The following is a 15444-nucleotide window of genomic DNA, read 5'->3' as shown; positions in this document are numbered from 1 at the left end:
GCTCAATAGTTCCCTCAACCCCTCACCTGTGTAACCCCAATGGCGCAACTGACGATCGAAATTCCGGATGATTTAGCCCAACGTCTTGCTCCCTTTAACGACCAGCTCTCAGAGCTTTTTACTCGCCTCATTGCCACGACTTTGCCTGGTGAATCTTCTCTTGGCTTAGGATTGCCTGCTACTGCCGAGCTTCCTCCTACGTATTTAGAAGTTCTAGATTTCTTGGTTGCACGTCCTACCTCCGAACAGCTTCTGACCTTCAAAGTGTCTGAGCAGTCACAGGTACGCTTACAGGCACTGCTGCAAAAGAATCGTGACACCTGTCTCGATCCATCAGAAACGGCTGAACTGGATGTGTATGAGCAGCTTGATGCGCTCATGACCTTACTCAAAGCTAGAGCCTACGCTGCCACTCAAAATATCTCTGACAGCCCTTATTCAGTGTGACTCCTTACATTTCTGTTTCGTTGCGGCAGTTGGTGAGCGATCGTGCTCAGGGAAAGTGTGAATATTGCCGGATGCCTCAAGACTTTTCCATCTACACCCATGAGGTTGATCATGCTGTTGCGCTTAAGCATGGTGGAGAAACGATCGCGGACAATTTGGTGCTTTCCTGCCTGCCCTGCAACCGACGCAAAGGGTCAGATTTGACCAGCATTGACCCAATTACAGGGGAAATCACGCCATTGTTCAACCCACGAGGGCAAGACTGAGCTGATCACTTCAAACTTGAAGAAGCCCATATTCTAGGGTTGAACTCTGTCGGGCGTACAACTGGTTTTCTGTTGAGGCTGAATGACCCAACGCGTCTGCAAATCCGCCAAGCCTTGATTTCGCAGCAACTTTATCCCTGAGAATCGAGGCTCAGATCCTCTTATGAAGGGAGATTCTGAGTAAGAGAGTTGTAATTACGCCTCTACCCTCAACGCATCCAATGTCCTCGGATCGGCAATCCCTGCCAAGATTGCCATCACTACCATTGATTCAGCCAGGTTAAGCGATGCACAAAGCGCATCCTCATCTTGGTTTCTGAGGAGCGATCGATTGCAGTTGATGCACCTCACGCAACTGCACCTCAATTTCCGCAGAAAGCTCAATCAATTCTTGCTCAGAAAAAAGGTTGCTCATGGTGATGGAAAGGGGGCGCTTCCATTCAAATAGAACCAGAGCACCTGAATTCCCTGCAATTTAACGCTAGATTTTGCCTATAGATTATGAGCCTGAGCACAAAGCTTTTCAACGCAATCTAGCAGCTCGTCGCTGTTGATGGGCTTGCGTATTAAGTAATTGGCACCCATAGCCATTCCTTCTGCTTGGCTAATGTCGCTGTAGGCTGTCACCAACACAATGGGAACGGTAAACTCTAGCTTATTACGAACGCGCTCGATCACCTCGTAGCCACTCATGTCGGGCATCATCACATCCAGCAGGATCAGATCAGGACAGTGAGCCTTAATTTGACGCAACGCTGCCCAACCGCCTGCTGCCGTTTCCACAGTGTATCCTTCGGTTTCCAGAAGCGTTTGCAAGAGAACGACATTGTCGTCAATGTCGTCAACAATGAGAATGCGGTACACGGTGAGAAGTCTCGCTCGATTAAAAGAACTGCACTGACCCTAGCCTTTGCTGTATTAAAACACTTTTACTACCTTCTGAAAACTGGGGCAGCTAGGTTAGGGCAACCTCTAGAAAAAATACCCGTAAGAACTGATTATCAGGCTGAAGGGCTAGATTCGATCATTTTCTCAATACTAATCTTCTCAGCGCCCATCTCAACGCTGGAAAGGTAGTTTTCCTCTTCAACAAAGCTAGGGCGAGTAGACTCGATCTTGCCTTGAAGCGCCGTCGTCATGACGCGATAGAGCCGCGCCACTTCGCGATCGATATTGAACTCCTTCTCAACCTTGGCGCGACCTGCCGTTCCTAATCTATTGCGAAACTCGGCGCTGGGTAACAGCTTCTCAATCCGATCGCCCAACGCGATCGGGTCTCCGGGCGGCACCAGGAAGCCGCTGATGCCGTCTTCTACTAGCTCACTCACGCCCGCAATTTGGGTCGCCACGACGGGCACTCCTGCCGCCATTGCCTCCATCAGCACCACGGGCACCCCTTCGGCAAAGCTAGACATGACGAAAATATCGGTTTGCTGCATACATTCGCGTACCTCTGCCTGAGACTGGTAGCCGACAAACCGAACGTTTGCTGCCAAGCCCATCTGCGTAGCCTGCTGCTCTAGCTGAGGGCGATCGGGACCATCGCCCACTACCGTTAGGGTAATGTCGGGATGCGATCGCTTCAGCGTCACCAAGCTTTCCAGCAAAATCGGTAAGCCTTTGACGACTGCCAGCCGCCCCACATAGAGCAGGTTTTTGCCAACGCCCTGATGCTTTACTTGCTCAAACAAACTTGGCTCAACGCCGCAATGGATGATGTGCATTCGATTCCAGCGATCGGCGGGAGCAAAAATCATGCCCTGACTGCGGCAGAAGTGGCTAATGCAGGAGACAAACAGGGCGCGCTTAATCTTTTCGCCAATCTGCCAGCGGTGCGGCTCAAAGAAGATAGATGGGCCATGCATGGTAAAGCTGAAGGTAAAGCCACCCAACTCCGCCGCCAGCATAGCAACCGTGCAGCTAGAGTCAGCAAAGTGATTGTGCAAATGCTGAATTTGCTTTTGGCGAATTTGGTACGCCAGGATGCCAGCCTCCAGGAAATAAAAAGCCTGGTAGAAAGTTCCCTTTAGCCCCACCTGCCGCGTAGACCAGGCGAGCTGAATTGCCTTCAGGTAGCGCGCGGGGGAGGCAATTAGCAGGGTGAAATGAGCGACTAATAGAGCGATCGATCTGACGGGCAAAATGTAGAAGGTGCGATCGCGCTCGGCGGCTTGCTCCACTCCGACAATATGCTCATCGCCTGTTCTGCGAATGGAGAAAGTCTGCACATCAACTCCCTGCTTGCGAAACGTGAACACCTCACGCTGGATGAAGGTATCAGTGGCTCTGGGGTATTCGCCAGTCAGGTAAGCAATGCGCATGGGTAACTCCTGGGTTCGCTCGAATAGGGGCTTTGAGAAGAGATTCAGGGTGCTGTCAGCAGATCGGTAGTGCTACAGCTGCGATCGATCGCAGTTTCAAAATCGTACTGGGGCTTCCAGTGCAGCAAGTCTTGGGCAACAGCATTGCTGTAGCGGAGCGGCTTGAATCGGGCGTGAAGTCTTGCCGGAACCAGCAGACCGGGCAGCTTCAGCTTTCCCTTAAGCAGCTTATTAACCTGCCAGAGCGGTTGAGCAACCAGACAAAGCACATTCCAGTGCAGCGGCACAACCAGAGGCGATTTTCTCAGATGTCGGGTGAGGGATTTTACAAATGCACTTTGAGTCGGCAGATCATTATCCACGATATTAACCGTCTGACCGATCGCCCCCTCCTGCTCAGCCGCCAGAACGATCGCCGTGGCGCAGTTTTCGACGTAGGTGAGGGGCATCTGACCATTGGCTCCAATCTGAAGCCAGAGGCGATCGCCTGCCCTGAGTCCCAAATGCGCATTCCACAGGTGATCCCGCCCGTAGATCATGCCGGGTCGCAGAATCGTCACCTGTTCCGTCTGCCCAAACCGCCGGACGGTCGCCTCCTGAATCAGCTTTGTTTGGGTGTAGGCATCACGCTGGGCGGGATTCTGCTCCAGCGGCGAGTTTTCCTCAATTGTTGAGCCATCTGGCAGGTTGAGGTAGTCAAAAACCGAGAAGGAGCTAATGGCGATCAAGCGAGAAACGCCCGCATCCTGCATGGCGCTTAGCAGATTCTCGGTGGCGGTGACGGTTCCCGCATATTGCGCCTGAAAATCTCCTTTCATGGCGGCGGCAAGGTGAATCACGGCATCCACGCCTCGAACTGCATCTGGCAGGGTTTCTCGCTGCAACAAATCAACTTTGGCGAACTCCAGGTTGGGGTGATTTTGCCAGGTCAAACTGCCCTGTAGAGGCGATCGCCCTGCCCTCACGCCTGCCCGTACCTGATGCCCGCGCCGCAAGGCTTCTGCCACCACATATTGTCCCAGAAAACCGGATGCCCCTGTGATCAGTAGCTTCATGCTCCCTTTGCTCCTCGGTGGTCGTTACTTTTACTGGGCTTTTCACTGAGATTTTTACGGGCTAACATTTGCGCTGGGCACCTTATATTCAATTAGCGTGGCTTGCTTTCCTTGCCAACGGGTCAGCCAATACTTCATCTGACCGATCGCCTCAGGAAACTTGCCCAGAATGCAGTAAAAAGCGTAGAGTCGCGCATCTGCGGCAGAGTCGCCAAAGCCGCGGCGGTACTGGTAGACCCGCCAAACTAGGACGGGGTATAGCAAAAATGCCAGCAGACTCAGCCCATTGGTAAACCAGGCAAGACCCAGTGACACGATCGGCACTATCAGCCCCCAGAGCCAGCGATTGCGGCTTTCTTTGACCCTATAGCGCTCTGGCAAATTGCCGTGCATTGCCGCGCCCTCTGCCATTGCCCAGCCGCCCCGGAGCGATCGCTTCCACCATTGGCTGAACTGAAACATGGCTGCATCGTGAAAGGTCATGTCGGCATCAATGCGGTAGATCTTCCAGCCGCGCTGCCTCAGCCGCACACACATTTCTGGCTCCTCACCCCCGATTAGCGTGGGATTGTAGCCGTTGACCTCCCGAATGGCGCTTACCCGCATCAGAGCATCGCCGCCGCAAGCCTGAGCCTCTCCCACGGGCGTATTCCACTCCATGTCGGCAATGCGGTTGTAGGGTGAAGCCTCCGGGGCACGCTCTCGCCGCCGACCGCAGACGATCGCCAGTTTTTCGTCGGTGGCGATTGCCTGTAAAGCTCGATCGATCCACCCTGGACATAGCTCACAGTCGCCATCAATAAACTGGACGTACTGAAGGTCAGGAAAATGTTCCACCAGATAGGTAAATCCAGTGTTGCGCCCTCGTGCCATGGTGAAGGGCACAGACATATCCAGGTCAATCACCTTTACGCCTAGCGCCTGAGCTGCCGCTACGCTGCCGTCTGTTGAGCCAGAATCAACATAGACGATCGGCATTCCTTCAGGAAGCTGGGCAATGAGAGACTTGAGGCACCGAATTAATCGATCGCCCTCGTTTCGCCCGATGGTGACTACGCCAATACTACTCATGTATTTACATCGCTTTGCGCTTGGTTAAGGGCTATTTTTGTAGGAGCTGTGCGGAGCGCAGCTCCTCAAAAATAACTGTGGTTTATGCAACTGAAAATTGCTGTATGGAGTGACTGAATGGAGGAGAGGTTAAATTGAGATCTTATTGTGCCCACCCTGCTCCCTAAAGTGGGTATGCGCAACCTGGACTCTAGAGGAAAGCCAAAAAATGGCGACAGCCCCTAAAATTCTAAGCGTCTTTAAGGTGGTCATAGCTACTGCACTCTAGATTCTGCTAATTCCTTAAAAATGCTGAGAGGATTTATGAAGTTTGAGCAGGGTTGCCTCTAGAATTCCCTCTGAAATTGTAAACCTACAGACATTCTCGTATTCACTCCCTTCACCCACGCAGTTCATCCACCTGGAGGAAGTAAGGGGCAGCTTTTCTGAGCGACTTTAGGGAATCGGGTTCTATGGCAGGTTAGACGATCGCGCAAAACCCCTTTAGCTCAGGCGAACGTTCAGTTAAGGCGAATGCAGAAAACCCTCAGACGACATTTTTGGGCAGTGGGCGCGATCGCCATCACCTACTTTTTGACGGCTAAACTTTCTCTATGGAGCCTAAATCTGGGAGTCGAGGCTTCGCCCCTTTGGCCTCCTGCGGGTATTGCGGTGGCAGTGCTGCTTTGGCGCATCCGATGGGCATGGGTCGGCATTGTGCTAGGTAGCCTCTGCGCCAACTATGCTATCCATGCGCCTTGGTCGCTAGCAATCAGCGATACGGTAGGCGACACCTTGCAAGCCCTGCTCGGAGCCTTCCTGTTGCAACGGAGCGGCTTTCGCAACTCTATGGAGCGTCTGCGAGATGTGCTGATCTTTGTCGGGCTGGTGGTGCTAGCGGTGCCTTTGGTGGGAGCAACGATCAGCACCACCCTAGCATACGGCGCAGGGCTGATCGGCTGGAGCCAGATCCCGCGTAACTGGGAAACGCTGTGGATCGGGGATGGCATGGGCGTTTTGGTGTTGACACCCCTGATGCTGAACTGGCAGATTAACGGGCGGGTGAGATTGCAGAAAAACTGGCAGACAGCGCGGTTACTCCTTTCTCGCTGCCGCAGCCGTAAGTTAGATTACTGCAGCTTGCATCGCCGCACTCTTGAAAAACTGCTGATGCTGGGGCTATTGATCATCGTCAGCAGCCTGGTTTTTTACTCTAAAATTCAGCTTGCGATCGCCCTGTATCCTTTGGAATATGTGTCCTTTCCCTTTGCCATTTGGGCGGCTCTGCGATTTGGCTTGCCGGATGCTGCGTTAGCTAGCTTTGTGCTGTCGGCGATCGCCATTAGCGGTACAGCTTTGGGTCGAGGCCCTTTTGCCGCCATGCCTGCCGATGCCGGACAAGAAGTGCTGTTGCTGCAAGCTTTTACAGGAGTCATTGCCATTACCAGCCTCGTGGTTGCCGCCATGAAGGCAGAGGGGCGCAAGGCAGAGGCGCGAATCCTGATGACGGATATGCTGATCCATGCGATCGCCCATGACCTTCGCACTACGGTCATAGGAATGCTAATGGTTTTGAACAATCTGAAAGCTCAAGCTGGAGAGAAAATTGCGGTGTCTCGCACGCTGGTGGAGCGGATGTCTTGCTCTGGAGAAGTACAGCTCAACAAGCTCAACTCTCTTCTGGAAGTTTACAGATATGAAACGGCAGAGGTGACGCTCGATCGCCAAAGTGCATCGCTCGCGTCGGTGCTGCCCAATGTGATTATTGAGCTAAGTGCGGTATTGGAACAAAATCAGGTGACGCTAGAGAATCATATCTCTGCCGATTTGCCGTCTGTCTGGATCGATCGATCGCAGATTCGGCACGTTTTTTGGCATTTGTTGAGTAATGCAGTCAAACACAACCCACCTGGCATCACCATTACGCTTCGAGCTGAGGTCGAGGGAGAAACAATTCGATGCAGCGTTGCGGATAACGGTAAGGGCATTCGGATGGCACAGTGCGATCGCCTGTTTAACCTAAAAATTGCCAACCTCGACGATCGGCAGCTCATGGGTATTAGCTTAGGCCTATATCTCTGTCAGCAAATTATTTCGGCTCACGGTGGGGCGATCGGGGTAAACAGCGCTCCTAGTTGTGGCTCTCAGTTTTGGTTTGTGCTGCCTCTGGCAACGAAATCATACCCAGGTTAAGCCATGCTTTCTGCATCCTAATTTTGCGCTTTGAATTGCAGGCTTTCCAGAACTACGGTCGATCGTGGCTCAAAGGCATTACGAATTTCAACCGGATAATGCGTGAATGCGTAAAAGGCTCTCCTGTTCTGCTCACCCACATAGATAGAACCCATGAAGAGTTGGGTTGGCGTACGCTGTTGATAAATGAGTTTTTCCTTTGCCCAGCCATAGCTAACGATGTCAGTGCGATCGCTTAACTCCCAACCGTTGCTTGCCATCAGTCCGCCATCCCCTATCAGTAAATCCTGCATCTCCTCAACGCTAATGGCTTGAGTCGGCAAAAAGATGTGGATGTAGGCTTTGTCATTTTTCACGCCCTTAAGGCTGTAATAAAACCGTACGCCAGTCCCTTCTTCAGAAGACCCCACTTCACTGGTGAAATCTTTGACCGGGACATAGGTGGTGAACGGCAGCGGCGGCTGGTCGAAAAGCTTTAGCTCAATCTCTGTCAGCTTCCCTTCAACATTGACAGGCAAAATTCGGGCATCGGGTCTGGAGTGATCTGCCACTCCCCCGACAGAGGCGCTAGCGCTTGCCGAGGGAGTGGCTTCTTGCCAAGGGCGGGTACAAGCCGTCAATACAGCTAGTCCTAACGCCGTCAGCAGATAAGCCACCCTTCGCAATTTCATCTCGCCTCTGTTAACGTAAGCCAAGCGTAAAGTTAGCCAATCACAAAGTTCACTAACTTTCCAGGCACCACAATCACCTTTTTCACTTCTTTGTCTGCAATATAGCGCTGCGCCAGCTCTGATTCACGAGCCAGCTGCTCTAGCAAGGCGCGATCGGCCTGAGAGGGCACCTGGATTGTACCGCGCGTTTTGCCCATGACTTGAATCACCAGCGGAATCTCATCCACCACCAGAGCGGCAGGATCGAGTTTGCACCAAGTTTGGGTATGGATCGAGTCAGCGTGCCCCAATCCATGCCAAAGCTCCTCGGTGATGTGGGGCGCAAAGGGAGCCAGCAATTTCAGCAATGTGTTGATTCCCTCAGCATACACAGGCGAACTCTTGCAGGATGAGTCTCCCAGAGCATTGCTTAACTTCATCATTTCTGAAACGGCGGTGTTGAACTGATATTCGCCCTCCAAGTCGTCGCTCACTGCCTGAATTGCCAGGTGGATCGATCGCCGCAAATCTTTCTCTTCCTTACTTAGCTCTTGAGTTAGTTCTGGCTCCCCGGCTCCTGGCTGCTCAGCAAACCCTGGCTGCTCCGCAAATTCTGTCACTAGCCTCCATACTCGATTCAAAAAGCGGAACTGCCCTTCGACATCGGCATCATCCCACTCCAGATCTTTCTCAGGTGGCGCTTTAAACAAAATAAACATTCGTGCCGTATCTGCCCCCTGTTTTGCCAATACATCTTTGGGATCAACGCCGTTATATTTAGACTTCGACATCTTTTCATAGAAGACTTCCAGCGCCTCGCCCGTGTCGGGATCATGGGGGCTAGAGGGGTCAACTTGGTGCGGCTGCACGTACTTCCCGGTCGTCGGATTCTTGTAGGTCACGGCCTGCACCATGCCCTGAGTCAGTAATCGGCTGAAGGGTTCATCGAAGTTGAGCAAACCGCGATCGCGTAGCACCTTCGTGAAAAACCGCGAATACAGCAAGTGCAAAATCGCGTGCTCAATGCCGCCAACATACTGATCTACGGGTAGCCAGTCGTTGACTTTCTGAGGATCAAACGCCTGCTTGTCGTTCCTGGCATCGGGATAGCGCAAGTAGTACCAGGAAGAACACATAAACGTGTCCATGGTGTCCGTTTCGCGCCGAGCAGGGGTGCCGCAGGTCGGGCAAGGCACATTGATCCAGGAGTCCAGTTTCGATAAAGGTGAAGCTCCGCGACCGGAAAACTCCACCCCTTCTGGCAACAAGACAGGCAAATCGGCATCGGGCACGGGCACCGCGCCGCAGTGGGGACAGTGGATCACCGGGATTGGTGAACCCCAGTAGCGCTGCCGCGAAATCAGCCAGTCTCGCAGACGATAGGTGATTGTGCCAACGCCCTTATCGTTCGCTTCTAGCCACTGAACGGCAGCTTCAACACTTTGCCCTGCCCCCTTACCTGCCGGAATGCCATCCAGCGCTCCCGAATTGACCATCACGCCTTCGTCTACATAGGCAGCAGTCATTTCGGCATCTGTCACCTGATCGACCTGACCAGACGGCTGCACCACAGACTTAATGGGCAGATTGAACCGTTTGGCAAACTCAAAGTCGCGCTGATCATGTGCCGGAACCGCCATAATTGCGCCCGTGCCGTAGCCCATCAACACATAGTCGGCAATCCAAACGGGAATTTTTTCACCGTTTACAGGATTAAGGGCGTAGCTGCCCGTCCAAACGCCCGTCTTCTCCTTATCTTCAGCCGTGCGATCGATCTCACTCTTCCCTGCGGCTGCTGCTTGGTAGAGAGCGATCGCCTCTGCCTGTTCTGGAGTCGTGAGGGATTCGACTAACGGATGCTCAGGCGATAGCACCATAAAGGTGGCTCCCCACAGCGTATCTGGGCGCGTGGTGAAGACCGTCAGCGCTTCCCCGGTTTCGGTGGTGAACGTGACCTGTGCTCCGGTAGACTTGCCGATCCAGTTTTCCTGCATCAGCTTGACGCGATCGGGCCAGCCCTCCAGCTTGTCCAGATCGGTTAAGAGCTGCTCGGCATAGTCCGTAATTTTGAGAAACCACTGCCGCAGTAAGCGCCGCTCGACCAAGGCACCCGATCGCCAGGATTTTCCCTGGCTATCTACCTGCTCATTTGCCAGCACCGTTTGATCGATCGGATCCCAGTTCACCGTCGCCTCTTTTTGGTATGCCAATCCGGCTCTGAAGAACTCCAAAAAGAGCCACTGCGTCCAGTGGTAGTAGTCGGGCGAACAGGTGGCAACCTCGCGAGTCCAGTCAATAGACAGTCCCAGCTGCTTCAGCTGATTCCGCATCTGCTCAATATTTTGCTGCGTCCACTTTGCTGGAGGAACGCCCCGCTCGATCGCCGCATTTTCAGCAGGTAGCCCAAAGGCATCCCAACCCATAGGATGCAGCACCCGATAGCCCTGCATTCGCTTATGGCGAGCGATCACATCCGTAATCGTGTAGTTGCGGACATGCCCCATATGCAGGTTGCCCGACGGATAGGGAAACATGGAGACTGCATAATATTTCGGCAGACTGCTGTTCTCAGGGGCTAGGTCTAGCCCCTGCTCTGCCCAAACTTGCTGCCACTTTTCCTCGATCGCTGCCGGGTTGTAACGGGACTCCACGGACTACTCCTAACTCAATAAAGGGGACTGCATAACTTCACTCCATTCTAGAGGGATGGAGGATGCAAGATTAAATATTAGTAGTTGGATCGTTAATTGAGGCAACTCCTTAATGGAATAGCCCTTGATAAAGGTGATTTTCTACAGCTTGCTAATTTCAAAACTGGCAAACATAGCTATTGCCAGTTTGCTTAGGGCATTTTTGGTGGGGCGCGGAGCGCCCCACCAAAAATGCCCCCGTCCTAACCGCCTTGGCGGTTGCCCTAACTCAGAGAAGGTTAACTGTGGCTAAGTTCGTCAAAGTTTTTGTATACGGAACCTTGAAACCTGGTGAGTGCAACTATGAATCTTATTGTGTAGGGCAGGTTGTCGAAGTGCAGCCAGCCGTCGCCCATGGAGAACTCTTCGATCTGCCGTTTGACTATCCTGCAATGGCACAAGGCGATCGCTCTGTCCATGGCTATCTCCTCTCTTTTGCCGACGTAGCCATCCTAAGCGACCTAGACGAATTGGAGGATTACAGCCCCGATCGCGCTGATGTAGAGAATGAGTATGTTCGGCAAGAGGTAGAAGTATTCAGCCCAGAAGGGCAATCTTTGGGAACTGCCTGGGTTTATCTAATGAGTGCCGCACGGGCGATCGGTATGGGTGGCGTTTTGCTGCCCGATGGGAAATGGACGGCTGCTGAGAAGGCTGCTGAGACAAGTTACTGAGAAGCAAGTTACTGGGGCAAAGAGCTAGGAGTCGCAACTGTCGCCTTCGGAATCGCAATCACAGGGCGATCGAGGGCAATCATCAACCCGTTGCTAGGCACCGCATTCTCAGGCTGGATTCTTGCCATAGAAGGGGCAAACTCGGTGCGAGGCACAATGCCTACCAGCGCTCCTACAAACAGAGCCGCGATCGCTAAACCGCCGCCCCACGCCATCCGCCGAGGCTTGCGCTCAATCTTGGCAAATACCTGCGCCACCGTCTGCTCTACGGGTTGCTCTGAAGGCGGAACGGGCAGACTTCGGAAGCTATAGCGCAGCTTCATCAGGCGGGTGTGCAGCCGCTGCATAGCTGGGTCGGTTGCCAGTAGCACCTCAACCTGGCGTTTTTCATCGGCGGTAACTTCACCATCTAGATAAGCGCTCAATAGCTCAAAGCGATCGCGCTTCTCAATCTCATCGGAAGTCAATTGAGTACGCTCTTCTGCTTCATGATCGAGCTTGCCCTGATCAAGCTTGTTGTGATCAAAGCGAGAAGAATCAGATTCATTGTACTCATTAAAGTTGGGCATCATTTCTATAAAATCTCTTGGGAGAGAAAGAGTGGACAGTGACCTAGTTCAACGAAGTTAATCTAAATTTACCCGGTCTACGCGATCGAAGCACCTGATTCAAGTCAATTTTCTGAATAAGCGGCTCGAATGAATTAGCTTAGGAACCATTATTAACTTAACAAGAGAAGGCTCGTCATCTGTTGAAAGGGTCAAGGTAAAGGCTAAGCCTCCAGGTACGGCTGCAGCTGAGATTGCAATCTCTGACGCGCTCTCGCAATGCGAGATTTTACCGTGCCCAAGGAAACCCCGGTTAGTTCCGCAATCTCTTCATAGGCCATCCCTTCAATTTCTCGTAGCACGATGGTGGTACGAAACACCTCCGGCAGGTCAGCGATCGCCTCTCGCAGCTTTTCGTAAAACTCCTGCGTTGCCAGCTCGTCATCCGGGCGCGGGTCGTCGGAGGCAACGTCCCAGCTCATTTCACCATCTTCTAGATTCAGGGGAGCATCCAAGGAGAGCGGTGGGCTAACCCGTTTGCGCTTGCGCAGCTCGTCATAAAACAAGTTGGTTGCAATGCGGCTCAGCCATCCCCGAAACTTTTCTGGCTCTTGCAGGCGAGTGATGTTGCGATAGACGCGAATCCAGACTTCTTGGGACAGATCGGCGCGATCGCTCCAGTCAGGTGCCAGGTGATAAAGCACCTTTTCGACATGAGACTGATAGCGGCGGATCAGTTCCGCGAACACCGACTTGCCTGGACGTAAACCCGTCTGACATTGCAAGATCAAGTCGTAATTGGAGAGCTTGTCAACGGGCATAGCAGCTTGAGTTGCGATCGCCTCAACCGCCGACCAGGATACGGGCAGAGATTCACGGCTCATGGACAGGACTTGACTCTGAGGGATTCCATTATTGAATGACGCTGACATTGGTGAAATGTTCCCTTTCTTTCTACAGGTTTGCAGGAGATCTGATGGTGCCGTGATGTGCAGGAGGAGCTTAGGTCTTGGCTTGAGGTCTACACTTAGACTTCGAACCTAGCGGCTTCGAACTTAGCGGCTTTGAACCTAGCATACTCTTCTAAATCTTCAGTTTGTTCAATTATTACTGAACATTCAAGAAATAAAAAAAGTTCAAAATGTTTTGAACCTTCTTTAGACCGTCTACAGCTTTATTTCAGAGAATCCGGAAAGTTTTGAAAAATTCTTTGAGATTCTTGAAGCCGTTGAGTAGCAGCACTTTTGCTTACCTGACTTAGTTCAGCGGAGCCGTGCGTTGTGCCCAGTTTAAAGCGCTGTCTTGCACATAGATCTAGCACTCTGGCAGGAGCGATCGCTTCACCCGGTAGGACAATTTTGCATCTGGATAGAACCTGGGCAGATAAGCCTAAGAAATCTGAGGGGTTCTGCTGGATGGCTGACGGACTGCAAGAGACGATCGCGCCAGTCATTAAAATTGGCACAGGCTCCCAACCTAGATCAAAATCGCCTCCAAAATCGGCTCAGCGCCAAAGCGGATCACGTCCGTACAGGGCAGTCCAGTTTCTTGGTGAATTGCCGCGATTGCCCCCCTTGCCTCTGCTTCCTCCAAGTGAAAAGTATTCAGAGCAATGCCCACCACCTTAACCGGAGCAAAAGCCCCCCCAGCGGTTGCCACAGACTCATACATCTCAATCACCTTGGGCAAAGGGGGAATGATGACATGGTCAAAGTTGTGGATCTGCGTCTGTCCAGCCCGATGCACTAGCACCAGATGAGTGGGCTGACTACCGCGCATCAGCGGCAAGGTTGCAGTCGAAGCCGGATTAATAAACGAGCCTTGCCCCTCAACATGCAGAATATCCGCATCTCCCTGCCGCAAAACAATCTGCTCAACGGCTCCGGCAGCAAAGTCAATTCGCACTGCATCCAGCGCTACGCCGTCGTGCCCCAGCATCAAACCAGTCTGCCCGGTTGCCAGAAAGCGCGATCGCAGCCCCCGCGCCAAGCTTGCCCTATGCAGTTCTAGGCTGGTAGACATTTTGCCCACACTCATATCCGTGCCGATCGTCAGCACCCGCCGACAGGAGAGCAGCCGCGCTTTCCCTGAACCCACCGAAAGTCCTGGCGGCTCCTGCCGCACATCCCAAATCCACTGACCGGGCTGCAATAATGCCTGCAATTCCGGATCGGTTGCCATGGGCGTATGCAAACCATTGATCACGGACAGCCCTGCTGCCACCCCCTGCTTGATCTCCTGTCGCCACACCTCTGGCAATCCCCCACCTGAAGGCGCAATCCCGATCGCCAGTACATCCGGTTGATAGGGCAGTGTATCTAGTACAGAACCGACGATCGGCGCATTTCTGGCAATCCCCGTTAGCGCTGTCAAAGACTGTCCTACGGACTGCTGATCGATCACCGCCACGATCGGATTATCGCTGTAGCGCAAAAGAGAAATTCCGGTTTTGCCCTTGGTGCCCTGAGTGCCTTCATGCATCAGAAGAGTTAGGCGATCGCTAGGTTTAAGCATGTTGCACCCCCAGACCGGGTAAGTTGTTCGGTATCAAGCAGCCCTCTTGCATCACTGCCCCCACAAACGGATCGTCGCGCAGATTTAGGTGGCTGTCTAGATCCAGATGGTCAGCATAGGGAGCCAAATGTGCCGCCGCCGTATTAGACAAGGTGCTGTCCGAATAGCAGCCATACATAATCTGCAAGCCATGCGCCTGAGCCGTGTGAATCATCCGCATTGCCTCCGTTAAGCCGCCTGACTTCATCAGCTTGATATTGATGCCGTGCACCCGATCGCTCAATGCCGGGATATCTCGACTGGTGAAACAGCTTTCGTCCACAAAAATTGGCAAGGGCGACTGGCGGTACAGGATTGGCAACTCCGCCTCCTGACCTTCAGGTAGCGGCTGCTCAATATAGGTGATGCCCTGATCCGCCAGCCAGTGGCTCATGGCGATCGCCTCCTCTAAACTCCAGCCGCCATTCGCATCGACGCTAAACTTGGCGTGGGCTGGCGCGACCTCCTGCACGGCTTTGAGCATGGCGCGATCGGCTTCTATCCCTGCCGGACTGCCCAGCTTTACCTTTACCGCCTTCACGGTCATCAGCTCTAGCCAGCTTTGAATTCTCTGCTGTGCCGCTTCTGGCGAACTAATGCCGATTGTCACTGAAGTGGGTACGATCCGAGTGCGATCGAGTCCCCAAAGCTTCCAGAGTGGCAGACCCATCCGCTTGCCGACCCAATCATGCAGCGCCAGATCTAGGGCAGTCCATACCGACGAGGGTAGATGCAGATCCTTCAGGAGAAAATCGATTTTCTGGCGATCGTATGGGGTTGCGTCTTGGAGGAGGGGGGCGATCGTTTGACACTTTGCCAAAATCACCTCCGTCGTCTGAGCAGAGCCACCCACCGAAAAAGGGGAAGCCTCACCCCAACCTTCAATGCCATCTTCCATGACCCGCAGCCAAATGTTAGTGGTCTGAGCAGTCGTGCCTCGGCTAATAGTGAGCGGTATGCGCTTGTGAACCGTAAAGGTTTCGACCTGGATTTGCAT

Annotated in this window: 15 protein-coding genes; 4 read left to right on the top strand and 11 right to left on the bottom strand. The window is 53.0% G+C overall.

The window, feature by feature from the left end; all coding sequences use genetic code 11:
• Positions 1 to 39: 39 nt before the first annotated feature.
• Together AC5JMP_RS04495 and AC5JMP_RS04490 are read left to right on the top strand one after the other, a co-directional pair.
• The gene (locus AC5JMP_RS04495) at positions 40 to 447 is read left to right on the top strand and encodes a hypothetical protein (RefSeq protein ID WP_495850234.1); all 408 of its coding nucleotides are present in this window, start codon (positions 40 to 42) and stop codon (positions 445 to 447) included.
• Positions 444 to 713, top strand: coding sequence for an HNH endonuclease (locus AC5JMP_RS04490; RefSeq protein ID WP_495850233.1), 270 nt, complete (start codon positions 444 to 446; stop codon positions 711 to 713). The genes AC5JMP_RS04495 and AC5JMP_RS04490 overlap by 4 nt, the downstream gene beginning before the upstream one ends.
• A gap of 492 nt (positions 714 to 1205) precedes the next feature.
• Here AC5JMP_RS04490 and AC5JMP_RS04485 read toward each other — a convergent pair whose 3' ends face one another.
• The 4 genes from AC5JMP_RS04485 to AC5JMP_RS04470 all read right to left on the bottom strand — a co-directional run bounded on the left by AC5JMP_RS04485 (position 1206) and on the right by AC5JMP_RS04470 (position 5160).
• Positions 1206 to 1577, bottom strand: coding sequence for a response regulator (locus AC5JMP_RS04485; protein WP_495850232.1), 372 nt, complete (start codon positions 1575 to 1577; stop codon positions 1206 to 1208).
• Positions 1578 to 1714: 137 nt separating this feature from the next.
• Positions 1715 to 3034, bottom strand: a complete 1320-nt coding sequence (locus AC5JMP_RS04480; protein ID WP_495850231.1) for a glycosyltransferase — start codon at positions 3032 to 3034, stop codon at positions 1715 to 1717.
• 44 nt (positions 3035 to 3078) lie between these two features.
• The gene (locus AC5JMP_RS04475; RefSeq protein WP_495850230.1) at positions 3079 to 4089 is read right to left on the bottom strand and encodes an NAD-dependent epimerase/dehydratase family protein; all 1011 of its coding nucleotides are present in this window, start codon (positions 4087 to 4089) and stop codon (positions 3079 to 3081) included.
• 54 nt (positions 4090 to 4143) lie between these two features.
• The gene (locus AC5JMP_RS04470) at positions 4144 to 5160 is read right to left on the bottom strand and encodes a glycosyltransferase family 2 protein (RefSeq protein WP_495850229.1); all 1017 of its coding nucleotides are present in this window, start codon (positions 5158 to 5160) and stop codon (positions 4144 to 4146) included.
• Between the two features lie 513 nt (positions 5161 to 5673).
• Here AC5JMP_RS04470 and AC5JMP_RS04465 point away from each other — a divergent pair.
• Positions 5674 to 7332 carry a sensor histidine kinase gene (locus AC5JMP_RS04465; RefSeq protein ID WP_495850228.1) on the top strand — a complete coding sequence of 553 codons (1659 nt, stop codon included), beginning with the start codon at positions 5674 to 5676 and terminating at the stop codon, positions 7330 to 7332.
• A 17-nt stretch (positions 7333 to 7349) separates the two neighbouring features.
• On the opposite strand, the gene AC5JMP_RS04460 is transcribed toward AC5JMP_RS04465, so the two are convergent.
• Together AC5JMP_RS04460 and leuS are read right to left on the bottom strand one after the other, a co-directional pair.
• On the bottom strand, positions 7350 to 8003 hold the full coding sequence (locus AC5JMP_RS04460) for a hypothetical protein (RefSeq protein ID WP_495850227.1): 654 nt from the start codon (positions 8001 to 8003) through the stop codon (positions 7350 to 7352).
• Positions 8004 to 8035: 32 nt separating this feature from the next.
• Entirely contained in the window at positions 8036 to 10633 is a 2598-nt protein-coding gene (leuS, locus tag AC5JMP_RS04455; RefSeq protein ID WP_495850226.1) for a leucine--tRNA ligase, read from the bottom strand.
• A 284-nt stretch (positions 10634 to 10917) separates the two neighbouring features.
• Here leuS and AC5JMP_RS04450 point away from each other — a divergent pair, with 284 nt between their 5' ends.
• Complete coding sequence (locus AC5JMP_RS04450) at positions 10918 to 11346, top strand: gamma-glutamylcyclotransferase family protein (protein ID WP_495850225.1); 429 nt, start codon at positions 10918 to 10920, stop codon at positions 11344 to 11346.
• 8 nt (positions 11347 to 11354) lie between these two features.
• Here AC5JMP_RS04450 and AC5JMP_RS04445 read toward each other — a convergent pair whose 3' ends face one another.
• The 5 genes from AC5JMP_RS04445 to AC5JMP_RS04425 all read right to left on the bottom strand — a co-directional run bounded on the left by AC5JMP_RS04445 (position 11355) and on the right by AC5JMP_RS04425 (position 15444).
• A complete protein-coding gene (locus AC5JMP_RS04445) occupies positions 11355 to 11918 on the bottom strand; it encodes an anti-sigma factor family protein (RefSeq protein ID WP_495850224.1) in 564 nt (187 codons plus the stop codon).
• Between the two features lie 200 nt (positions 11919 to 12118).
• Positions 12119 to 12778 (bottom strand): sigma-70 family RNA polymerase sigma factor, encoded by a 660-nt coding sequence (locus AC5JMP_RS04440; RefSeq protein ID WP_495850223.1) that lies wholly within the window; start codon positions 12776 to 12778, stop codon positions 12119 to 12121.
• A 290-nt stretch (positions 12779 to 13068) separates the two neighbouring features.
• On the bottom strand, positions 13069 to 13359 hold the full coding sequence (locus AC5JMP_RS04435) for a hypothetical protein (RefSeq protein WP_495850222.1): 291 nt from the start codon (positions 13357 to 13359) through the stop codon (positions 13069 to 13071).
• 11 nt (positions 13360 to 13370) lie between these two features.
• Complete coding sequence (locus AC5JMP_RS04430) at positions 13371 to 14408, bottom strand: N-acetyltransferase DgcN family protein (RefSeq protein ID WP_495850221.1); 1038 nt, start codon at positions 14406 to 14408, stop codon at positions 13371 to 13373.
• Positions 14401 to 15444, bottom strand: coding sequence for a dipeptide epimerase (locus AC5JMP_RS04425; RefSeq protein WP_495850220.1), 1044 nt, complete (start codon positions 15442 to 15444; stop codon positions 14401 to 14403). The genes AC5JMP_RS04430 and AC5JMP_RS04425 overlap by 8 nt, the downstream gene beginning before the upstream one ends.

The organism is Drouetiella sp. (genome assembly GCF_059504425.1).
Note: the sequence above shows the minus strand (reverse complement) of the source record. Positions and strands in the feature narration are given on the sequence as shown.

Bases quoted from the DNA above. Each gene is read 5' to 3' on its own strand.
- AC5JMP_RS04495 (WP_495850234.1), top strand. From the start codon at position 40: ATGGCGCAACTGACGATCGAAATTCCGGATGATTTAGCCCAACGTCTT.
- AC5JMP_RS04480 (WP_495850231.1), bottom strand. From the start codon at position 3,034: ATGCGCATTGCTTACCTGACTGGCGAATACCCCAGAGCCACTGATACC.
- AC5JMP_RS04475 (WP_495850230.1), bottom strand. From the start codon at position 4,089: ATGAAGCTACTGATCACAGGGGCATCCGGTTTTCTGGGACAATATGTG.
- AC5JMP_RS04470 (WP_495850229.1), bottom strand. From the start codon at position 5,160: ATGAGTAGTATTGGCGTAGTCACCATCGGGCGAAACGAGGGCGATCGA.
- AC5JMP_RS04465 (WP_495850228.1), top strand. From the start codon at position 5,674: ATGCAGAAAACCCTCAGACGACATTTTTGGGCAGTGGGCGCGATCGCC.
- AC5JMP_RS04460 (WP_495850227.1), bottom strand. From the start codon at position 8,003: ATGAAATTGCGAAGGGTGGCTTATCTGCTGACGGCGTTAGGACTAGCT.
- AC5JMP_RS04445 (WP_495850224.1), bottom strand. From the start codon at position 11,918: ATGATGCCCAACTTTAATGAGTACAATGAATCTGATTCTTCTCGCTTT.
- AC5JMP_RS04440 (WP_495850223.1), bottom strand. From the start codon at position 12,778: ATGAGCCGTGAATCTCTGCCCGTATCCTGGTCGGCGGTTGAGGCGATC.
- AC5JMP_RS04430 (WP_495850221.1), bottom strand. From the start codon at position 14,408: ATGCTTAAACCTAGCGATCGCCTAACTCTTCTGATGCATGAAGGCACT.
- AC5JMP_RS04425 (WP_495850220.1), bottom strand. From the start codon at position 15,444: ATGCAAATCCAGGTCGAAACCTTTACGGTTCACAAGCGCATACCGCTC.